Raw genomic sequence first — 19,580 nt, forward strand, 5'->3', positions numbered from 1 at the left:
TCTATGCTATACTAGAAAAATAGTTTGATAATCGAGGTAAAATAATGGAAAATTGGATGGAGAAAAAATGGGTTTCAAATGGTCTGTGGTTACTAATTGGAATACCGTTATTTATAGCGACTCAACTACCCATGATCGCTTTGATCTTGGGGATTGAAAATGCTTGGTCAAATTGGACGATCAATAGTTTGGTCCTTGGGGTCACCATGCTCCTCGTCTATTTGCTTTGGTGGTTTATGAAATGGAGTCCACTTGATTCACTAGATTTTTCACGAATCAAAGGCAGAGATATTGGGCGAAATTTCCTTTATTTTCTCCTGTTGCTGGCCAATAATGCTCTTGGGGTTAACCTTCTTCGACAGTTGGGAGAGGCGACGACAGCTAACCAAGAGACCATCCAAGGGGTGGCTTCCTTGGCCCCTCAGCTGGCAATGGGTTTGCTCATTGTTGTAGTGGCACCTTTAGGAGAAGAAATTATCTGTCGTGCTGTGATTCCCCGCTTGATCTTTAAGGGGCACGAAAAAATTGGTTATTTGGTTGGGGCTCTTGTTTTTGCCTATTTACATACACCAAGTAATCTTGGTTCCTGGATTATCTATGGGGGCATGTCCCTCATCTTGACTTGGGTTGCCTACCGCTACAAACGAGTAGAATATTCGATTTTATTGCACTTTACCATGAATGCTTTTGCCTTTCTGATAACTATTCTGGTTTCTTTTCTTCCCGCTTAAAATATGGTAGAATGATAGGACCAATGGGTTTTATTCAGAAGCTTTGGTAAGCTACCAAAGAAGCATCTAGGCGCAGATAGAGACAAACTCGGAGGTTGGAAAGATTCTAACCTCTTTTCTATGCTTGGTTGGCATTTCTGTAGAAAGATGAAGGAAGATATGTCAAAGAGTGAATGGAGACAACTAGGCAAGGATAGGACACTTCTATGTGGCATCCTCAATGTCACCCCCGACTCCTTTTCAGATGGGGGGCGTTACCAAACGGTAGATAGAGCTCTCGAGCAAGCTCGAAAGTTAATAGCAGAAGGGGCAAGCATACTGGATATTGGTGGGGAGTCCACACGTCCAGGGAGTCATTTTGTGGAAATTCAGGAAGAAATCCAGCGAGTCGTGCCCGTCATTGAAGCGATTCGAGCAGAGAGTGATATCTTGATTTCGGTTGATACTTGGAAGTCAGAGGTCGCTCGTGCAGCCCTAGCAGCTGGCGCAGACTTGGTCAATGATATCACAGGCCTGCTAGGAGATCCGCAAATGGCTGGGGTGATTGCAGAAGCTCAGGCTGGAGCCATTCTTATGTTTAATCCAGTCATGGCTCGTCCTCATCATCCAAGTTCCGTCATTTTTCCGACCTTTGGTTTTGAGCCGGCCTTTTCATCAGAGGAGTTGGCGCAGTTTGAAGGTCTCTCTATCCAAGACTGCATGTGGACCTTCTTTGCTAAGAGCCTTGAGCTAGCAGAGGAGGCGGGATTGAGTCCGGATCAACTCTTCTTAGATCCTGGGATTGGTTTTGGCTTGACCAAGCGGGAAAACCTCCAACTTTTGCAGGACTTAAAAACCATTCATGCTAAGGGGTATCCAATCTTTTTAGGAGTCTCTCGGAAGCGCTTTGTGGTTAATATTCTGGAAGAAGAGGGATTTGAGACTGACCCTGAAACGAAAGAAGGATTCTACAATCAGGATTTGGCATCCAGTCATTTGACGAGTGTGGCTGCCAGCCAAGGGGTAGAAATTGTGCGTGTGCATGATATCCCCCTCCATAAGATGGCGGTAGCTATCGGTAGTGCGATCTACCAAGCCGATCAAGCGCAGGACCTTCATTTGAAACAATATCGCTAAAGAAAAGAGAAGAGATATGACAGTAGATCTCAGTTGGTTAGCTACTTATCGTTCTTCCGAGCCCCATTTTGGCTTGGAGCGAATGGAAGCCCTGCTGGCCTTGAGGGGAAACCCACACTTAGCCTGTCCTGTAATCCATCTAGCTGGGACCAATGGAAAAGGATCGACCCTAGCCCATTTACGGTCTTTACTAGAGGCGAAAGGGTTGCGGGTTGGTGTTTTCTCCTCCCCCTATCTAGTTTCCTTTCATGAGCAAATCAGTATTAATGGGCTTCCCATCTCAGATCAGGATTTAGAAACTTATCTGTCCCTCTATCAGGACTTACTTGCAAAAAACAGTTCTGATCAGACCTTGCTGGGCTTGACCGAGTTCGAGTTGCTGACCGTCCTGGCTTTTGATTATTTTGCAGCAGAAAAGCCGGATGTGGTCATTTTGGAAGTGGGCATGGGTGGTCGTCTCGATAGTACCAATGTTTGTCAGCCTATTTTGACAGCCATCACGACGATTGGCTTGGACCATGTGGCTCTCTTAGGGCCGGATTTGGCCTCCATTGCTCAAGAGAAGGCGGGAATCATCAAGGAAAAGATTCCGGTCTTGCTAGGCCGGATGGAACTGGAAGCCCAAGAAGTCATTGTGCAGCGGGCGAACTGCTTATCGGCACCAGTAGAGCTGTTAGGTCAGGACTTTTTAGTTAGCTACCAAGAGTCACTGGCAGACGGGGAAGTTTTTGGCTATCAGAGCCAGTATCGGGAAGAAATGCAACTAAAGACAGGGCTCTTGGGACTTCATCAAGTCGACAATGCTGGACTGGCCCTGGCTCTCTGCGATACCTTCTGTCAAGAAAAGGGGCTCTCTTTCTTAAGCCGAGAAGAAATCCTCCAAGCTTGGGAAGGGGTCCAGTGGCCGGGACGCCTAGAGGTTATTTCGACCCAGCCCCTCATCATTCTAGATGGCGCCCATAATCCGCATGCAGTAGCCCCTCTTGTAGCCACCATAAAAGAACGGTATGGACAGTTGGACAAACAAGTCTTGTTTACCTGTATCCAGACTAAGGCGATTGAGGAGATGCTAGAACTATGGAGCGGATTGGAAAAGAGTCAATTAACCTTGACGACCTTTGAGGATTCACGCGCCTATTCCGTGAGAGACATGCAGGAAATAGCCCATCAAAAAGGCCTGCCTTATCAAGAATGGAAGGTGTTTTTAACCCAATATCTAGAAAGAAAATTGCAACAATCTGATCTCCTCTTAGTGACGGGATCCTTGTACTTTTTGGCTCAGGTGAGAGCCTTTCTAATCGAAGAAATCAGTAGGAGATAACATGGATACAAAGAAAATTCAAGAAGCCGTGAAGATGATTATCGACGCAGTCGGTGAAGACGGAAGCCGTGAGGGCTTGCAAGAAACACCAGAACGCATTGCCAAGATGTACCAAGAGATTTTTGCAGGTCTCAACCAAACTGCGGAAGTCCACCTATCAAAATCTTTTGAGATTGTGGACAACAATATGGTGGTAGAAAAGGATATCTTCTTCCACTCGATGTGTGAACACCATTTCTTGCCCTTCTATGGCAAGGTCCACATTGCCTATATCCCAAATGGGCGCGTAGCGGGCCTCTCTAAGCTAGCTCGGACAGTGGAAGTGTACGCCAAAAAGCCTCAAATCCAGGAGCGCTTGACAGTGGAAATCGCGGATGCCTTGATGGAGTATCTGGGAGCGCAGGGAGCCCTTGTCTGGGTGGAAGCAGAGCACATGTGCATGAACATGCGTGGGGTACGCAAACCAGGGACAGCTACTGTAACGACAGCAGCGCGTGGCTTGTTAGAGACAGATAAAGACCTGAAAAACGAAGCCTATAAACTAATGGGACACTAATCCCTAGATAAACTGAGGTGACGATGGTGGATCAATTACGGATCAAAGATTTGGAAATTTATGCTTATCATGGTGTGTTTTCCGCTGAAAAGGAATTGGGGCAACGCTTTGTCCTGGATGTCTGTGTCGATTATGAGATGACAAAGTCTGCTCGGACGGGCGATTTGACGGCTTCAATCCATTATGGAATCTTAGCAGAGCAACTGACAAATTGGGTTCAAGCTGAGAAAATTGATTTGATTGAGACAGTAGCTTTTCAGCTTGTGGAGAAGATTTTTGCAACCTATGACTTTGTCAAAAAGGCTCGACTGGAGCTGAAAAAACCTTGGGCGCCAGTTCCTCTACCTTTGGATACTTGTTCGGTCACGATTGAACGAGAAAAAAGACGAGCCTTTATTGGTCTGGGAACCAATATGGGCGATAAGGGACAACAGTTGGAGACGGCTGTATCTAGACTAGAAGAAAAGGGGCTTACGATTCTCCAAACCTCTTCTCAGATTGAGACAGCACCTTGGGGAGGGGTCGAGCAGGATAGCTTCCTCAACCAAGTCGTAGAGGTCGAAACTTGGTTTACGCCCCAAGACTTGATTGAGACCTTGCTAGGAATCGAACTAGAAATGGGCCGGATTCGTGAGATCAAATGGGGACCACGGGTCATCGATTTGGATCTCCTTTATATGGAGGATTTGATCCTCTATAGTCCAGATTTGATTCTCCCTCATCCGTATGTGGCAGAACGGGCATTTGTCCTAGAATCCTTGAATGAAATTGCTCCTTACTTTGTGGATCCTGTCCAAAGAAAACAGATCCGACAACTGTGGGAGGCTGTGAAAGAAACATAAGGTAGTTGACCCTTAGGTCAACTACCTTTTTTACCTTGACAGGTTGACTGAGCAGGAGTATACTATGCATAAATAGATTAGGGGTAGGTGGGCGTCATGAAATCTTATCTTGTAAAATGGTTGATCGCGATTGTCTTGGCTGTTTTTTTCCTTTGGTTGAGTTTGGAAACGGACTTACTGCCAAAAGAAGCGTATCCCCTTCTCCTTGTCCCGATACTGATTGTGGGCCTCTATCTTTTTAAGGAGAGGTAACTCTCCATCCAATTAAACTATGAAAAATCCCCTGGGTGCCAACTGGTTCAGGCACTCAGGGGATTTTTTGTATATGGAGCTAGGACCAACGGTCTAGCCTTGCCTTTCTTTATTTGCGGTACAAGCGATCGTATTGGTAAACTGGATCCATGGTCACATGAATGCCCAGTTTGCGAAGAACGTTCTTATCTTCGTCTGTCAACATGACTGTTGAATGGGCTTCGCTCCCTTTCAATCGACCCAATTCTTGCATGGCAAGATTTGCCTCTGGATGGTTCATGGCGGTAATGGCGAGGGCGATGAGGATTTCATTTGAGTGGAGGCGAGGGTTGCGACTGCCCAAGTGGTTGATCTTCAAGCCTTGGATTGGTTTCACATATTCTGGCTCAATCAACTTGGTTTCTTTATCAATATGGGCCAATTTCTTGATGGCGTTGATGAGAACAGCTGCCGTTGGACCAAATAAGTCAGAAGTCTTACCTGTCACGGTTTCTCCGTTCGGCAATTCCAGTGCCAAGGCAGGTTCACCGGTTTCTTCCTCTTTTTGACGGGCAAGGACGGTGACTTGGCGGTCTTTTGGTGAAATGCCTAAGTCATTCATCAAGAGTTCAATTTTCTTAATAGCTCCGTTTCCGACACGCTCTGCCTTCACATCTAGAATGGTTTGGTAGTAACGGCGGATAATTTCTTGCTTAGAGGCTTCAATCGCTGCGTCATTGTCCACGATGGCAAAGCCGACCATGTTCACACCCATATCTGTTGGGGAAGCGTAAGGAGATTCTCCAAGGATGCGTTCCAACATCCGCTTCAAGACAGGGAAGATTTCGATATCCCGGTTGTAGTTGACCGTTGTTTCGCCATAGGTTTGGAGGTGGAATGGGTCAATCATATTGACATCGTCAAGGTCTGCAGTAGCAGCTTCATAGGCCAAATTCACTGGGTGATGCAAAGGCAGGTTCCAAACTGGGAAGGTTTCAAATTTAGCATAACCAGATTTGATGCCATTTAATTGGTCATGGTACATGTTGGACATACAAGTCGCCAATTTACCAGAACCAGGACCAGGAGCTGTCACGACAACGAGATTACGGCTAGTTTGAATGTAGTCGTTTTTCCCCATTCCCTCAGGAGAAATGATGTGGTCCATATCCGTTGGGTAGCCCTTGATTGGGTAGTGGAGGTAAGAGGCGATACCGTTCTTTTCCAACTGTTTGCGGAAAAGGTCTGCAGCTGGTTGACCAGCATATTGAGTGATGACGACAGAGCCGACATAGATGCCCAATTCATTGAATTTATCAATCAAGCGGAAGACCTCTTGGTCATAAGAGATTCCTAGGTCACCACGCGCTTTTGAATGCTCAATGTTATTGGCATTAATAGCAATCACAATCTCCACTTGGTCACGAAGTTCTTGGAGAAGCTTAATTTTGTTATCTGGTTCATAACCAGGAAGGACACGAGCTGCATGGAAATCTTCCAACATTTTTCCTCCAAACTCTAGGTAGAGCTTGCCATCAAATTGGTTGATGCGCTCGAGGATGTGATCGCGTTGCAAATTCAAATACTTTTCGGAACTAAAAGCTTGTTTCTTCATTTAAACCTCCAATAAAGAAGCGAGGGTGATCTTTAGCGGTGCTCCGCCTTTCACATAGGGAAAGGGGAGTGCAAAAGAACACCCGTTGCAATATTCATTCAGTATTATATCAAAAAAACCCCAAAATGGGGGTTTAAAAGAATTATTTTGGAAAAATATTAATAATTCTTAATTAAATCAACGGTTGAACGATCCAATTTTTTGACCAAGGCTTGAAGGAAGGCTTGGGCTTGAAGGAAGTCATCCATAGCGTAAAGGGTCTGGTGGGAGTGGATGTAGCGTGCGCAGACTCCGATGGTAGTAGATGGCACTCCACCGCTTCGTAAGTGGGCTACTCCAGCATCCGTTCCGCCTTTTCCACAGTAGTATTGGTACTTGATGCCGGCTTCTTCAGCGGTGGTGAGGAGGAAGTCCTTCATATTTGGCAACATGAGGTGACCTGGGTCAAAGATGCGAAGGAGGGTTCCCTCGCCGATGGCTCCTTGGCCTCCGTAGACATCTGCAGCGGGAGAACAGTCAACAGCTAGGAAGATTTCCGGATCAAACTTGGTCACAGAAGTCCCTGCACCGCGCAGTCCGACTTCTTCTTGGACAGTTGCTCCGACATAGAGCTCGTTTGCTAGGGCTTGTCCAGAGAGGGCTTGTGCCAATTCGCTGACCATCAAGACCCCATAACGGTTGTCCCAAGCTTTGGAGATGATGTTTTTCTGATTGGCTGTTAAGATTGCAGTGCTTTCAGGGACCAAGGTGTCACCTGGACGGATCCCAAAGCTCTCAGCTTCTTCTTTGTTGGCAAAGCCACCATCAAAGACAATATCTCCGATTGCGGGAAGGGCAGGACCGTTTGCGCCCCGTGTCAAATGCGGAGGAACAGATCCAGAAATGACAGGGTAGGAATGGCCATCGCGGGTCAAAAGGGTGAAACGTTGGCTGCTGACCACCATAGGGTTCCAACCACCGATTTCCACCACGCGGAAGGTGCCGTCTGCCTTGATCTCACTGACCATAAAGCCAACTTCATCCATATGGCCTGCGACCATGATGCGAGGAGCATCAGCCACTTCTGAGTGGCATACCCCAAAAATACTTCCCAAGCCGTCTGTGACCACTTCATCCACATGTGGAGTGATCTGTTTGCGTAGATAATCGCGAACAGGCGCTTCGTGGCCAGAGATGGCAGGAAGTTCTGTTACTTCTTTGATTTTAGAAAATAAATCAGTCATAAGTTACCTTCTTTCTGATTGTTATTTTATCACTTTTTTAGTTGAGATGGTAGTGGCAGTTGACGGGAATGAAAGCAGATCGTCATGATGGGGAGAACTATTCTCCTTCGTTGTCCCAGCTTGTATTTTGTGTTACAATATGAGGTATGAAAGCTAAAAAAATCATTTTATCCAGCCTTGCAGCAGCTAGTGCAAGTGCTCTTGCCCTTGGGGCCTATAAAATTGCCAAAGATCAAAAACGTCTACGGACGCAAGAAGAGTTAGTCGCAGAAGTCCGTGAGCAAATGGAGAATATGGGGAAGATTGCGACCCTTTATGTGGAACTCTATGAATCAAGCGAAGAGCGTTTGGTAGGAGGGATCGTATTTGAGGATGAGCGCCACTATCGCTTTGTCTATGAAGAGGGTCTCCTTCAGTATGAAGAGGAAAAACTATGATCATTCCACAGTCCTTAGAGGAATTAGCCCGCTACGTCGAGCAAGAAGGAAAGAAGGTTTTCTTCTTTTCAGCGGATTGGTGTGGCGATTGCCGGTATATCCAGCCCTTTTTGCCAGAGATTGAAGCAGACAACCCTGAATTTACCTTCATTTTGGTTGACCGAGACCAGTATCTAGACCTGGCTAAGCTTTGGGATATCTATGGCATTCCGAGTTTAGTGGTCCTAGACAAGGATCGGGAACTGGGGCGTTTCGTCAATCGTGATCGCAAAACCAAGGCTCAGATTTCAGAATTTTTAGCAGGATTGAAGTAGGAGAAAGAGAAAGAATGATTGTAACCTATAATAAAGAACAAGTCGGTGATGTCTTAATGCTCACCTTGAAAAATAGTGGGGATGCCAAGTTAGCAGTCGAGCGCAAAGGCAAAGTAGCCCGTGTCTACCGTGAAGACAAGCAAGAAACAGTGGCCTGGAATATTTTTGAGGCTTCGACTTTCTTTGCCCTTGACGGCAAGGGGCAACTTTTCTTGAGTGATGAGCAAGTTGCACGCCTCAATCAAGAATTACAAGCTGAAGGATTTGCAGAGGTCTTGGTTAATGACAAGGAGCCTAAGTTTGTCGTGGGGCAAATCGTTGAAATGGTTGCTCATCCAGATAGTGACCACCTCAACATCTGCCAAGTGGCTGTTGGACTAGACAAGACGGTTCAGATCGTAGCAGGTGCACCAAATGCGCGTGAAGGCCTCAAGACAATCGTGGCTCTACCAGGTGCGATGATGCCAGATGGCAGCTTGATTTTCCCAGGAGCCCTTCGTGGAGAAAAGAGCTTTGGCATGATGTGTAGCCCACGCGAATTGCACTTGCCAAATGCACCACAAAAACGTGGTATTATTGAATTGCAGGATACAGAAGAGGTGGGAACTCCATTTGACCCCGCTCGTCACTGGCAAGGATAAGAGAGTGGGACAGAAATCCGGCCCCTCAATTGTCTTTGGATTGTCGAGCAAGACGCAGTGGTTGAGTGGGCTCTACTACGCTGATTTCATCAGTTTTTACAGCCCTACTCAACTGTGCGGAGGTGGGACGACGAAATCGAATTCTAACGAATTACCGATTTCTGTCCCACTCTCTTTTTTTTATTTTTTCCTCAAATAGCTAGAAAACTACGAATTATATAAGTAGGAGGAAGAAATATGTACAATAAAGTAATTTTAATCGGGCGCCTTGTGGCTGACCCGGAGCTTCATAAGACCAGTACGGATAAGTCCGTTGCGCGTGCGACCCTGGCTGTCAATCGGCGTTACAAGGATCAAAATGGCGAGCGTGAGGCGGACTTTATCACCCTAGTGGTCTGGGGGAAATTAGCAGAGACCCTTGTATCCTATGCCAACAAGGGGAGCTTGCTCTCAGTAGATGGCGAGCTTCGAACCAGACGTTATGAGAAGAATGGGACGACCCAATATGTGACAGAAGTGCTCTGTCAAGGATTCCAGCTCTTAGAAAGTCGCGCTCAACGAGCGATGCGGGCTAATGGAGCAGGAGGAGATTTAGCGGATCTGATCCTCGAAGAGGAAGAGCTTCCATTTTAACAGAAGAAAACGGTGCAGCTGGTCAGCTGTGTCGTTTTTTCTTTTTCGAAACTTCTTACTGAAGTTGTAGGGAGAAGTTATTATCTAGATAGAGACGTAAAACGCATTCATTTCCGAGAGACCTTCAAGCTCTTGGTAAAAAATGCTATAATAAAAGGTATTAAATGCGAACGAAAATGTTTGATGTAGCAAAATAATCCGTTTTTAAGAGGAGAAGAGATGGAATTAGAAGAGGAAATCGTTCAAAAGAAACGGAATCGAGCGATGATTTATGCGATATTTTGGAGCCTGATTTTTGTGGTAGTGGTCATCTACTTGAATGCTAGTCAACTAAAGCCTGTTCCTGGTCAAATGCGGATTGGCGTGACTTACATGACCATGAACAATGAATTCTATCAAACGCTTAATGCAGAGATTGAACGAGTGGCTGACGAAAAAGGGGACTTGCTTCTAGTTCGTAATCCAGAGTTAGACGAAGAAAAACAAAGTCAACAGATTGATTATTTTCGTAAACAAAAGGTCAATGTGATTGTGATTAATCCTGTAAAAGGAGATAGTCCTAAAATCATTGCTTCCCTGAAGAGAGCCCAACAAGCAGGGATTAAAATCATTGCAGTGGATAGTCAGCTCAGCCATTTCACGGTGGATGCCAGTGTGGTGTCGGATAATTACCAGGCAGGGGTCTTGGTCGCCCAGCGCCTGATGAAGCAGAAAAATGGGGCGAAAATCCTACTCTTAGAGCATAAGGGGACAGTGTCGGCTGAGCAACGTATTCAAGGGTTCTTAGATACGATTCAGTCGGAGCCTGCCTATCAGGTTGTTGGGAGAGAAGAGACTCGTGGTCAAACAGAATTGGCCTTGCCAGCTGTTTCCCAGGTCATTCAGGATGGTCTGGTATTTGATACCGTCGTAGCCTTAAATGATCGAGCGGCCATCGGAGCCCTTGCGGCAATCAAGGAAAACCAACTAGCCATGCCGATTTCTATCTATGGAATCGATGGCTCTCCAGATATGAAGGTATTGCTCTCAACGACGGATGATATCGAAGGGACGGTTGCCCAATCTCCTCTTAAAATGGGGAGACAGGTGATGCAAGTGATTGAGTGCATGAGGACAGGTAAATCCTACAAGGAGCAATATAAGATTCCAGTTGAGATGATTGATAAGGATAATGTTGACCGATACGATGTCAACGGGTGGCAGTAATGACCAAGCTTCGTGGCATTCGTTATAGTTTGATTTTATTGAAAATTATTAATTTCATCGCCATTTTATTTAGTAGTTCGCTCTACTTACATGCGACCAATTACATCATCGCCAAGGGGCAAGGCTATCAATTGTTGGAGCAATTGAGAGAAATACCGAGTTCCCCAGCTCAGAATTTTTGGATCTCCATCCTTCTCTTTGGAGGGATTCTTCTCATTACCTTTTATCGGATGCGCCCAGGGACACAGGAGTGGTCGGTTTTTGACAAGTGGAATATCCTAGAAATATTGCTGATGTTAGGTGTCATGATGTCCCTCAGCTTCTCCTACAATGGGATCATCCTCTTGGTATTTGCTGATATCTTTTATGGTTCTAAAGAGTTTAGTAGTTCCAAGGACAGGCGCTACTGGTTTGCCTTTATCCTTCTGAGTTTCATAGTCCTCCTTGTGACCAATTATGACATTCTCTCTCTCGTTGTACAGTTGCCTTCGCTGGATACCTATATCGCCTTTTATCCTTCATCGATTCGGATGCTTATTCTATTTGCTAAAAATGCGCTAGCTTCCTTAAATATGGTTGTCTTTATTATTTCTCTTCTCTTTTACATTTTATCGGTAGTAGCAGAGCACCATCGAATCGAAAAAGAGTTAGAAATGGTATCGCAAGTTAATACGGAATTAAATAGCTACATGGCCCTTTCGGAAAAGATTGCGGAGGACCGGGAGCGCAAGCGGATAGCACGGGAAATTCATGATACTCTAGGCCATGCCTTGACAGGCATTTCTGCTGGGATTGATGCAGTTGGGGTTCTGATTGATATTGACCCTGGTCGTGCCAAGACCCAGCTGCAATCGGTCTCTACGGTGGTACGGGATGGAATCAAGGACGTCCGGGGCTCTTTGAACAAGCTTCGGCCAGGTGCCCTAGAGGATCATACCTTGAGGGATGCGGTTTTGAAATTGGTTCACGAATACCAAGTCATCTCCCACCTGCAAGTCGATCTCACCTATGACTGGGATGAGGTTGATCTGGATGTCATGGTGGAGGATACCGTCTTTCGCGTGATTCAGGAATCCATGACCAATTCTGTCCGCCACGGTCATGCTAGCCATATGCAGATTTCCTTTTTGGTGGAAGATGCCTATATCATGATTCTCCAAGATAATGGGGTTGGTTTTGACCACCTGCAGGTTGGCTATGGTTTGAAACAAATGCGAGAGCGGGTTTCTATCTTGGGAGGAAGGATCGAATTTGCCAATCGAAATGGATTTTATACACGAATTGAATTGCCCAAAGAAAAAGGAGGAAATCTTTTATGATCAAAGTAATGATTGCGGATGATCAAGCGCTGATTCGCGAATCGCTCCAAATTATTTTGTCTGCTCATCAAGATATTCAGGTGACTTCTGCAGTGGCAGATGGTCATGAGGTGCTAGAGCGAATCCCCCAAGATCGACCAGATGTTGTATTGATGGATATTCGTATGCCTAAGATGGATGGTGTGATGGCGACAAAAGAAGTCAAGGAACGCTTCCCTGAGGTAAAAATCATCATTCTAACCACCTTCGACGATGATGATTTCATCTTTCGGGCTCTGAAATATGGAGCTTCAGGGTATTTGCTCAAAGGGGCTTCCACAGAGGAACTCTACCAAGCCATTCAAATTGTCTATCATGGGGGAGCCATGATTAACCCCAATATTGCCAGTAAGGTTTTTCAGATTTTTTCTCAGATGGCTCAGAGCAATTATACAATCTCCGTTTCTGAAGAATATGTGAGCGACTTATCCCTGACCGAATGGCGGATCATCCAGCAGGTTGGTTTTGGGGAGTCTAATAAGGAAATCGCAGCCAAATTGTTCCTATCTGAGGGAACGATTCGGAATTACCTATCAACCATTTTGTCTAAGTTGAACTTGCGGGATCGGACCCAGTTGGCTATTTGGTCTGTTCAAAAAGGTGTGACCACTAAGGACTTTGGAACAGAAAGTGATAGCCGATGAAGAAAAAACGTAAGATTCGAGGCTCCAGATTGTTTCTAGGCTTGCTTTTGCTTTTTCTACTTGCTGGAGGGATTTGGTGGCAGCGTCAGCCTAAGCTTGTCCGCTTGGGGGTCTACGCTGGATCTAGCTGGGATGTGCCCACCCAAACGGAAGAAAAAGTCTTGGACCAAGCGATTGCTCGTTTCGAAAAAACGCATCCAGGGGTAAAGATTGTCTACGAAAGCGGGATTCCGAAGAATCAGTATGCGAGCTGGTTAGCCAATCAGATCCTCCATGGACAGGAGCCAGATCTATATATGGTATCCAGTACTGAGCTCCCGGTGTTAGCTGCGCGTGGGGCGGTAGAAGATTTGACCCCCTTGATGGACAAACAGGTCGATCCTTCTCATTTTTATCCAGTTGCCCTAGAAGCAGGTAAATACAAGAACCGTCAGTATGCCCTCCCATTTGAGAGCAATCCTGTTTTGATGTGTGTCAATAAAGATTTATTGGAAAAGGAAGGGATTGCTATTCCGAAAGAGGGGTGGACTTTGGAGGAATTTTATACGATTTGTCAAAAAGTGACGCGGGATACAGATGGAGATGGTGAGCTAGATCAGTTTGGAAGTACAGATTATACCTGGAGGGAGGCCTTGGCAGCTCATGGTGGCCAGCTTTTCCGTCAGGATAACATTAATCTGACGAGTAAAGAAATGAAGCGCTCGCTCTATTTTGTCGAAAAACTCGAAGCCCTTCATGGGAATTTCAATGTTACTTCTAAGGATTTTGATGAAGGCAAGGTCGCTTTTTATCCGATGACCTTGGCCCAGTACCGAACTTATAAACCTTATCCCTATCATGTTGCCAAATATTCAAATTTCACTTGGACCTGTATCCCTATGCCCGGGGCTTCTGGATCAACTCCGTCAACCTTAGTGGATACGTCCTTGTTTGCTCTGTCTTCTCGGGCCAGTGCTAGCAAGGAGGCCAAGGAATTCATGGAATTTTTGACCCAGGACCAGCAGGTCCAGCAGGACCTCTTCCGGCAGTCGCAGGGGACCTCTGTCCTCCCTTCGGTGGTCAATAGTTCGGAAAGTCGGGACCTTCTTAAAGCGGATGATTTCGGGGTTGATTCCTTGACGAATCGGACCCTGGACCAGATTATGAAAAAGGCTGTCCTAAGTACTCCTGGCAACCTACCCGATGATATCTGGGATCGATTGGATTATTTGATTTATAATGCTCTAAAAGCAAAGGATATTGATAATCAATTGCCTCAAATTCAAAAGATTATTGAGGAAATGCTTCGGGAGAAGTTTCGTTAAGAGCAACTAGGCATCTGTCAAGTGACAGATGTCATTTTTTTATTGACAGATGTCAACTTTTCTTTGTGACAAATGACAATAGTAAAACGCTTTCAAAAACAATACAATAAGGTCATCATAAAGGAGGAGAAAGGATGAAGTATCTGGTATTGGTCAGTCATGGTGGACTGGCAGAAGGTCTGAAAAGTTCGCTGGCAATGTTTGCTGGGGATAAGATAGATCAGGTGATTGCGGTCGGACTGAAAGAAGGCAAATCGGTAGATGATTTTGCTCATGATTTTCGTCAGGCGATTTCCCATTTAACAGATGAGGACTCTGTCTTAGTTCTAGCAGACATTGTAGGTGGCAGTCCTTTGACAACGGCAGCGACAGTGCTAGAGGAGCAAGGAAAGCTGAGTACAGCCTTGATCTTAGGTGGAATGAACTTGACCATGGCGTTGACAGCAGTTGTGATGAAGGACATGATGGAGGGGGCTGATTTAGCCCAGGTGATTTTATCCGAAGCTTCCACTGCCTTGCAAGAATTTGTCCTTGCCCCGGTAGAGGGTGACGATGAAGAAGATGATGATATTTAACTAAGGGAGGTTAGAAAATGGTAGTATCATTTGTACGGATTGACGACCGTATGATCCACGGTCAAACAGTAACTCGATGGGCTAAAGAAAAGCCTTGTGATGGCTTGATCGCTGTCAACGACGCAGCAGCTTCTAATAAGGTCTTGATCCAAGCCTATAAAGGGGCTTCAGATAAAAAAACCTTTGTCTGGACCAAGGAAGCTTTCAAAGAAAAATCTGCAAAAGTAACTGAATCAGAAACTCGCTATTTCTTGATTACTAAGAACCCCATCGATATGAAAGAAATTTTGGTAGACCAAGGGTTTGTCCCAGGCGATGTCAAAGAAATCATTGTCGGTCCTGCAAATGACCGTCCGGGTGCTGTGAAATTGGGAAATAACCAATCCATCACCCAGGAAGAAGCAGAAGCCATCGAAGCCATTCAGGCTGCAGGCTACAAGGTGAAATTCCAGTTGCTTCCAGATGTATCCATCGGTTACTGGGATGATTTTAAATCAAAATTCGGATTCTAGAGAGGGGAGTATCCTAGCTCTTCGTCACTAAACTATACTTACAAACAAAAGGAGCGTTTGTTATGACAATTTCATGGATTCAAGCAATCTTGCTTGGTATTTTCGCCAGCTTGTCTTCAATGCCTGGTATGGGTGGTTCCAGTATCGGGAACTATACACTTGGTCGTCCCCTAGTTGGTGGGTTGATCTCAGGGTTAATCCTTGGAGATGTGACAACCGGTATCATGGTCGGGGTTGCCCTTCAGGTCGTTTATATCGCTTTGGTAACACCTGGTGGAACTGTATCTGCCGATGTACGGGCTATTTCTTATATCGGAATTCCTCTTTCCATCTTATTTGTTCATGCCAACAATATTACTGGTGAGGCAGCAATTGCAGCGGCAGCAGCCCCAATCGGTGCAGCCGTTGGGACTATCGGTACCGTTCTTTTCTACGGTACTGCAACCATGAACTTGCTTTGGCAACATATCGGTTGGAAAGCCGTTGAAGAAGGAAACTTCAAAAAACTCTACGCAGTTGACTGGGTTTACCCATGGATTTCTCACTTCCTCTTCTCCTTCCTTCCAACGATGATTATCACCAAATACGGTGAAAACATGGTGGATTTGATGAAACAATACCTTCCAATGGATGGTTACTGGATGAAAGCCCTCTTTACAGTCGGTGCCCTTCTTCCATGTGTCGGTATTGCCATCCTCTTGAAGCAAATCGTTACAGAAGTGAGAGACTTCATTCCATTCTTTGTTGGATTTACCTTGGCAAAATCTCTTGGCTTGAACTTGGTAGCGAGTGCGGTAGTTTCATTGATTTTTGCAGTGATCTACTATGAACTTGAAGTGATTAAAACAATGAAAGTCGTCCCTGCTGGAGCAAATGACTTTGACGATGATGAGGAGGATATCTAAGATGGCTGATAAAAAGAAAATTTCAAAGAAAACGCTAACCAAAGCATTCCATCATTGGTATTATGGTCACTTGACCTGTTTCTCTCAAGAACACATGCAAACCTTTGGGTATTTGACTTCGATGCTTCCAATCGTGGAAGAAATGTATGATTCCAAAGAAGAACAAAAAGAAGCCATGCAAACCTATACAGCCTTCTTCAACACTGAGCCCCAACTAGGATCTCTTGTTGTAGGGATTACAGCTGGTTTGGAAGAAGCGCGTGCCAATGGAGAAGCAGTAGATGGCGAAACCATCAACGGGATGCGTGCTGGTTTGATGGGTCCAATCGCTGGGATTGGGGACTCCTTGGTTGTTGGGACCTTAATCCCTGTACTTCTCGGGATTGCCCTTGGTCTTTCTAAAGGCGGAAACATTGCAGGGGCTCTCTTCTATATCGTCGTTTGGAACCTCTTGGTCTACTTAGGCATGCGTTTCGCCTTCTTCAAAGGGTATCACTTAGGGGACAAGGCTGTTGAATTCCTTGTAGGACCAAAAGGACAAGCCCTTCGTAAAGCGATTAGTGTGGTCGGTGGTATGGTCATCGGTGCCGTAGCAGCGACTTGGGTCTCTGTTACAACAGCCCTCGAATTCAAAAATGCTGACGGAGAAGCCTTCCTTAAAATCCAAGAAAAGATTGATGGCGTCTATCCAGGTCTCTTGACTGCTGCCTTTATCACGCTTTGCTGGTGGCTCATGGCGAAGAAGAAAGTCTCACCAAACAAGGTCATGCTTCTCTTAGTCATCATCGCCTTAGCTGGGGTAGCTCTTGGAATCTTTGATCCAGGTCTCAAATACTAAGAGAAAACTGGAAACAGTTTATTGCAACCGGAGCATTGAGAATGAAGTACGTGACCTCCTTTACGAATACTTCATTCTCAATTTTTATTGAAGGAGGCATCTATGCACACCAGACAAGAATTAATAAAAGGGTATGAGACGGAAATTCGCTACCAACGCCATATGTTGGAAAACTTGGGTCGCTGGTTTAGTGTGCTCTTTCTCATGGCCAGTATTGGTGGACTGCTGATTTATTTCTTTCACAAGACTTCCCTCCTATTTTTGATCTTAGGTAGCTTGGTCGCCCTGATTGGAATAGCAGGGATGTTGCTAGTGGGGTATGGGATGTATCGTGGTCGAGCCAACTTACAAAAAGTCATCCAAGCTTACCAACAAAAACTAAATTTGGTTGGCTAGAAATCGAAAACACTTCGAAGAGATTGAGGTGTTTTTTTCTTGACTATTTTTGACCAAGTGATACAATAGAAACATGAGTTAGCACTCGATGTTGAAGAGTGCTAAAATACAAGAACGGAGGAATGACATGTTAAAACCATTAGGAGACCGCGTGGTCTTGAAAGTAGAAGAAAAAGAGCAAACAGTCGGTGGCTTTGTCATCGCAGGAGCAAGTCAAGCTGAAACCAAAACAGCAGAAGTCATCGCTGTAGGTGAGGGAGTTCGGACCCTCAGTGGCGAGTTGGTAGCACCAAGTGTCAAAGTCGGTGATACGGTCTTGGTGGAAAATCATGCAGGCGTTGATGTGAAAGACGGCGATGAGAAGTACACGATTGTTGGGACTGCAAGTATTCTTGCCATTGTTGAAGCCTAAAGAATCAGAAAGGAGAAAGATGTATGTCAAAAGAAATTAAATTTTCATCAGATGCTCGTGCAGCCATGGTCCGTGGGGTGGATATCCTAGCAGATACTGTGAAAGTGACCTTGGGACCAAAAGGTCGCAATGTGGTCCTTGAAAAATCATTTGGGTCACCATTGATCACCAATGATGGGGTGACCATCGCCAAAGAAATCGAATTGGAAGACCACTTCGAAAATATGGGTGCCAAATTGGTATCAGAAGTTGCTTCGAAGACCAATGATATCGCTGGAGACGGAACAACCACTGCGACTGTCTTGACCCAAGCCATCGTCCGTGAAGGGATCAAGAACGTTACAGCAGGTGCGAATCCAATCGGTATCCGTCGTGGGATTGAAGCAGCGGTTGCAACAGCTGTTGAAGCCTTGAAAAACAATGCCATTCCAGTTGCTAATAAAGAAGCTATCGCCCAGGTTGCGGCTGTCTCTTCTCGCTCTGAAAAAGTCGGTGAATACATCTCAGAAGCCATGGAAAAAGTGGGCAACGACGGAGTGATCACGATTGAAGAATCTCGTGGAATGGAAACAGAGTTGGAAGTCGTTGAAGGAATGCAGTTTGACCGTGGTTACCTCTCTCAATACATGGTCACTGATAATGAAAAAATGGTGGCAGACCTTGAAAATCCTTATATCTTGATCACCGACAAGAAGGTGTCAAACATCCAGGAAATCCTGCCATTGCTTGAAAGTATCCTTCAAAGCAACCGTCCGCTCTTGATTATTGCGGATGATGTGGATGGAGAAGCTCTCCCAACGCTTGTCTTGAACAAGATTCGTGGAACCTTCAATGTCGTAGCTGTTAAGGCTCCTGGATTTGGAGACCGTCGCAAAGCTATGCTAGAAGACATCGCGATCTTGACAGGTGGTACTGTTATCACAGAAGATCTCGGTCTTGAGTTGAAAGATGCGACCATCGAGGCGCTCGGTCAAGCAAGTAAAGTGACAGTGGACAAAGATAGCACAGTCATTGTAGAAGGTGCAGGAAATCCTGAAGCTATCGCTAACCGTGTGGCCGTGATCAAATCACAAATTGAAACCACAACGTCAGAATTTGACCGTGAAAAACTCCAAGAACGCTTGGCCAAATTGTCTGGTGGCGTTGCAGTCATCAAGGTCGGAGCTGCAACTGAAACGGAGTTGAAAGAAATGAAACTCCGCATCGAAGACGCCCTCAATGCGACACGCGCAGCGGTTGAAGAAGGAATTGTTGCCGGTGGTGGTACGGCCCTTGCCAATGTTATTTCTGCAGTTGAAACCCTTGAATTGGAAGGGGACGAAGCGACAGGACGCAACATCGTGCTTCGCGCCTTGGAAGAGCCTGTACGCCAAATCGCCCACAATGCAGGATATGAAGGGTCAATCGTCATCGATCGCTTGAAACATGCAGAAGTCGGAACAGGCTTCAATGCTGCAACAGGTGAATGGGTCAACATGATTGAAGCAGGAATTATCGACCCAGTGAAGGTGAGCCGTTCAGCCCTTCAAAATGCGGCTTCCGTAGCGAGCCTTATCTTGACGACCGAAGCAGTGGTAGCCAACAAACCAGAACCAGCTCCAGCAGCACCGGCTATGGATCCAAGCATGATGGGTGGGATGATGTAATCTGATACCAATGATTGGTGCTAAAGCACCGAATCATTGGACGGTAGCCGCTTTGTTGCGGCCTACCTAATCATCTTACTAAGAAAACAAAGAAGGCATTATCGGCCTTCTTTATTTTCTGTCG

The 19,580-nt window shown here is 45.7% G+C and carries 22 protein-coding genes; 20 read left to right on the forward strand and 2 right to left on the reverse strand.

From position 1 onward, the window contains the following. The first annotated feature begins 56 nt into the window (after positions 1–56). The 5 genes from ABT997_RS07935 to folK all read left to right on the forward strand — a co-directional run bounded on the left by ABT997_RS07935 (position 57) and on the right by folK (position 4,566). Positions 57–731 (forward strand): CPBP family intramembrane glutamic endopeptidase, encoded by a 675-nt coding sequence (locus ABT997_RS07935; protein WP_224781595.1) that lies wholly within the window; start codon positions 57–59, stop codon positions 729–731. A gap of 159 nt (positions 732–890) precedes the next feature. Continuing rightward, positions 891–1,847 carry a dihydropteroate synthase gene (gene folP / locus ABT997_RS07940; protein ID WP_048691285.1) on the forward strand — a complete coding sequence of 319 codons (957 nt, stop codon included), beginning with the start codon at positions 891–893 and terminating at the stop codon, positions 1,845–1,847. A 16-nt stretch (positions 1,848–1,863) separates the two neighbouring features. Beyond that, positions 1,864–3,168 carry a bifunctional folylpolyglutamate synthase/dihydrofolate synthase gene (locus ABT997_RS07945; RefSeq protein ID WP_006595127.1) on the forward strand — a complete coding sequence of 435 codons (1,305 nt, stop codon included), beginning with the start codon at positions 1,864–1,866 and terminating at the stop codon, positions 3,166–3,168. 1 nt (position 3,169) lies between these two features. Further along, positions 3,170–3,724, forward strand: a complete 555-nt coding sequence (folE, locus tag ABT997_RS07950; protein WP_006595126.1) for a GTP cyclohydrolase I FolE — start codon at positions 3,170–3,172, stop codon at positions 3,722–3,724. Between the two features lie 26 nt (positions 3,725–3,750). Beyond that, a complete protein-coding gene (gene folK, locus ABT997_RS07955) occupies positions 3,751–4,566 on the forward strand; it encodes a 2-amino-4-hydroxy-6-hydroxymethyldihydropteridine diphosphokinase (RefSeq protein WP_040803178.1) in 816 nt (271 codons plus the stop codon). A 361-nt stretch (positions 4,567–4,927) separates the two neighbouring features. Here folK and ABT997_RS07960 read toward each other — a convergent pair whose 3' ends face one another. After that, the gene (locus tag ABT997_RS07960; protein WP_006595123.1) at positions 4,928–6,412 is read right to left on the reverse strand and encodes a DUF1846 domain-containing protein; all 1,485 of its coding nucleotides are present in this window, start codon (positions 6,410–6,412) and stop codon (positions 4,928–4,930) included. Positions 6,413–6,570: 158 nt separating this feature from the next. Continuing rightward, the gene (pepA, locus tag ABT997_RS07965; RefSeq protein ID WP_006595122.1) at positions 6,571–7,635 is read right to left on the reverse strand and encodes a glutamyl aminopeptidase; all 1,065 of its coding nucleotides are present in this window, start codon (positions 7,633–7,635) and stop codon (positions 6,571–6,573) included. A gap of 146 nt (positions 7,636–7,781) precedes the next feature. Here pepA and ABT997_RS07970 point away from each other — a divergent pair, with 146 nt between their 5' ends. The 15 genes from ABT997_RS07970 to groL all read left to right on the forward strand — a co-directional run bounded on the left by ABT997_RS07970 (position 7,782) and on the right by groL (position 19,456). Continuing rightward, positions 7,782–8,072: a DUF4651 domain-containing protein gene (locus tag ABT997_RS07970; protein WP_006595121.1), complete on the forward strand. Its 291-nt coding sequence runs from the start codon at positions 7,782–7,784 to the stop codon at positions 8,070–8,072. Continuing rightward, entirely contained in the window at positions 8,069–8,386 is a 318-nt protein-coding gene (locus ABT997_RS07975; RefSeq protein WP_195214330.1) for a thioredoxin family protein, read from the forward strand. The genes ABT997_RS07970 and ABT997_RS07975 overlap by 4 nt, the downstream gene beginning before the upstream one ends. 14 nt (positions 8,387–8,400) lie before the next feature. After that, positions 8,401–9,027 carry a YtpR family tRNA-binding protein gene (gene ytpR / locus ABT997_RS07980; RefSeq protein ID WP_006595119.1) on the forward strand — a complete coding sequence of 209 codons (627 nt, stop codon included), beginning with the start codon at positions 8,401–8,403 and terminating at the stop codon, positions 9,025–9,027. A 237-nt stretch (positions 9,028–9,264) separates the two neighbouring features. Continuing rightward, positions 9,265–9,660: a single-stranded DNA-binding protein gene (locus tag ABT997_RS07985; RefSeq protein ID WP_006595118.1), complete on the forward strand. Its 396-nt coding sequence runs from the start codon at positions 9,265–9,267 to the stop codon at positions 9,658–9,660. A gap of 219 nt (positions 9,661–9,879) precedes the next feature. Continuing rightward, the gene (locus ABT997_RS07990) at positions 9,880–10,866 is read left to right on the forward strand and encodes a substrate-binding domain-containing protein (RefSeq protein WP_006595117.1); all 987 of its coding nucleotides are present in this window, start codon (positions 9,880–9,882) and stop codon (positions 10,864–10,866) included. Continuing rightward, positions 10,866–12,185 carry a sensor histidine kinase gene (locus ABT997_RS09825; RefSeq protein ID WP_006595116.1) on the forward strand — a complete coding sequence of 440 codons (1,320 nt, stop codon included), beginning with the start codon at positions 10,866–10,868 and terminating at the stop codon, positions 12,183–12,185. The genes ABT997_RS07990 and ABT997_RS09825 overlap by 1 nt, the downstream gene beginning before the upstream one ends. Next, positions 12,182–12,868, forward strand: a complete 687-nt coding sequence (locus ABT997_RS08005) for a response regulator transcription factor (RefSeq protein WP_006595115.1) — start codon at positions 12,182–12,184, stop codon at positions 12,866–12,868. The genes ABT997_RS09825 and ABT997_RS08005 overlap by 4 nt, the downstream gene beginning before the upstream one ends. Beyond that, the gene (locus ABT997_RS08010; RefSeq protein ID WP_006595114.1) at positions 12,865–14,172 is read left to right on the forward strand and encodes an ABC transporter substrate-binding protein; all 1,308 of its coding nucleotides are present in this window, start codon (positions 12,865–12,867) and stop codon (positions 14,170–14,172) included. The genes ABT997_RS08005 and ABT997_RS08010 overlap by 4 nt, the downstream gene beginning before the upstream one ends. A 134-nt stretch (positions 14,173–14,306) precedes the next feature. Further along, positions 14,307–14,747, forward strand: coding sequence for a PTS sugar transporter subunit IIA (locus ABT997_RS08015; protein WP_350019117.1), 441 nt, complete (start codon positions 14,307–14,309; stop codon positions 14,745–14,747). A gap of 17 nt (positions 14,748–14,764) precedes the next feature. Next, positions 14,765–15,259: a PTS sugar transporter subunit IIB gene (locus ABT997_RS08020; RefSeq protein WP_006595112.1), complete on the forward strand. Its 495-nt coding sequence runs from the start codon at positions 14,765–14,767 to the stop codon at positions 15,257–15,259. Positions 15,260–15,321: 62 nt separating this feature from the next. Next, positions 15,322–16,164, forward strand: coding sequence for a PTS mannose/fructose/sorbose/N-acetylgalactosamine transporter subunit IIC (locus tag ABT997_RS08025; protein WP_048690546.1), 843 nt, complete (start codon positions 15,322–15,324; stop codon positions 16,162–16,164). After that, complete coding sequence (locus tag ABT997_RS08030; RefSeq protein ID WP_042361448.1) at positions 16,148–17,002, forward strand: PTS system mannose/fructose/sorbose family transporter subunit IID; 855 nt, start codon at positions 16,148–16,150, stop codon at positions 17,000–17,002. Before ABT997_RS08025 ends, ABT997_RS08030 begins: the two co-directional genes overlap by 17 nt. Positions 17,003–17,104: 102 nt before the next feature. Continuing rightward, complete coding sequence (locus ABT997_RS08035) at positions 17,105–17,398, forward strand: hypothetical protein (protein ID WP_048690545.1); 294 nt, start codon at positions 17,105–17,107, stop codon at positions 17,396–17,398. 127 nt (positions 17,399–17,525) lie between these two features. Further along, a complete protein-coding gene (gene groES / locus ABT997_RS08040; RefSeq protein ID WP_048690539.1) occupies positions 17,526–17,810 on the forward strand; it encodes a co-chaperone GroES in 285 nt (94 codons plus the stop codon). Between the two features lie 23 nt (positions 17,811–17,833). Next, the gene (gene groL / locus ABT997_RS08045) at positions 17,834–19,456 is read left to right on the forward strand and encodes a chaperonin GroEL (protein WP_120701336.1); all 1,623 of its coding nucleotides are present in this window, start codon (positions 17,834–17,836) and stop codon (positions 19,454–19,456) included. The last annotated feature ends 124 nt before the right edge of the window (positions 19,457–19,580 follow it).

It is taken from the genome of Streptococcus australis (assembly GCF_040226615.1).
Lineage (GTDB): Bacteria > Bacillota > Bacilli > Lactobacillales > Streptococcaceae > Streptococcus > Streptococcus australis_E.

What these genes read in the sequence shown, in the direction of transcription:
- ytpR (WP_006595119.1), top strand. Translation starts at nt 8,401, where the DNA reads ATGATTGTAACCTATAATAAAGAACAAGTCGGTGATGTCTTAATGCTC.
- groL (WP_120701336.1), top strand. Translation starts at nt 17,834, where the DNA reads ATGTCAAAAGAAATTAAATTTTCATCAGATGCTCGTGCAGCCATGGTC.
- folE (WP_006595126.1), top strand. Translation starts at nt 3,170, where the DNA reads ATGGATACAAAGAAAATTCAAGAAGCCGTGAAGATGATTATCGACGCA.
- ABT997_RS07990 (WP_006595117.1), top strand. Translation starts at nt 9,880, where the DNA reads ATGGAATTAGAAGAGGAAATCGTTCAAAAGAAACGGAATCGAGCGATG.
- ABT997_RS08035 (WP_048690545.1), top strand. Translation starts at nt 17,105, where the DNA reads ATGCACACCAGACAAGAATTAATAAAAGGGTATGAGACGGAAATTCGC.
- ABT997_RS08005 (WP_006595115.1), top strand. Translation starts at nt 12,182, where the DNA reads ATGATCAAAGTAATGATTGCGGATGATCAAGCGCTGATTCGCGAATCG.
- ABT997_RS07935 (WP_224781595.1), top strand. Translation starts at nt 57, where the DNA reads ATGGAGAAAAAATGGGTTTCAAATGGTCTGTGGTTACTAATTGGAATA.
- pepA (WP_006595122.1), bottom strand. Translation starts at nt 7,635, where the DNA reads ATGACTGATTTATTTTCTAAAATCAAAGAAGTAACAGAACTTCCTGCC.
- ABT997_RS07970 (WP_006595121.1), top strand. Translation starts at nt 7,782, where the DNA reads ATGAAAGCTAAAAAAATCATTTTATCCAGCCTTGCAGCAGCTAGTGCA.
- ABT997_RS08025 (WP_048690546.1), top strand. Translation starts at nt 15,322, where the DNA reads ATGACAATTTCATGGATTCAAGCAATCTTGCTTGGTATTTTCGCCAGC.
- groES (WP_048690539.1), top strand. Translation starts at nt 17,526, where the DNA reads ATGTTAAAACCATTAGGAGACCGCGTGGTCTTGAAAGTAGAAGAAAAA.
- ABT997_RS09825 (WP_006595116.1), top strand. Translation starts at nt 10,866, where the DNA reads ATGACCAAGCTTCGTGGCATTCGTTATAGTTTGATTTTATTGAAAATT.
- ABT997_RS07945 (WP_006595127.1), top strand. Translation starts at nt 1,864, where the DNA reads ATGACAGTAGATCTCAGTTGGTTAGCTACTTATCGTTCTTCCGAGCCC.
- folP (WP_048691285.1), top strand. Translation starts at nt 891, where the DNA reads ATGTCAAAGAGTGAATGGAGACAACTAGGCAAGGATAGGACACTTCTA.
- ABT997_RS07960 (WP_006595123.1), bottom strand. Translation starts at nt 6,412, where the DNA reads ATGAAGAAACAAGCTTTTAGTTCCGAAAAGTATTTGAATTTGCAACGC.
- ABT997_RS08015 (WP_350019117.1), top strand. Translation starts at nt 14,307, where the DNA reads ATGAAGTATCTGGTATTGGTCAGTCATGGTGGACTGGCAGAAGGTCTG.
- ABT997_RS08020 (WP_006595112.1), top strand. Translation starts at nt 14,765, where the DNA reads ATGGTAGTATCATTTGTACGGATTGACGACCGTATGATCCACGGTCAA.
- ABT997_RS08010 (WP_006595114.1), top strand. Translation starts at nt 12,865, where the DNA reads ATGAAGAAAAAACGTAAGATTCGAGGCTCCAGATTGTTTCTAGGCTTG.
- ABT997_RS08030 (WP_042361448.1), top strand. Translation starts at nt 16,148, where the DNA reads ATGAGGAGGATATCTAAGATGGCTGATAAAAAGAAAATTTCAAAGAAA.
- ABT997_RS07985 (WP_006595118.1), top strand. Translation starts at nt 9,265, where the DNA reads ATGTACAATAAAGTAATTTTAATCGGGCGCCTTGTGGCTGACCCGGAG.
- ABT997_RS07975 (WP_195214330.1), top strand. Translation starts at nt 8,069, where the DNA reads ATGATCATTCCACAGTCCTTAGAGGAATTAGCCCGCTACGTCGAGCAA.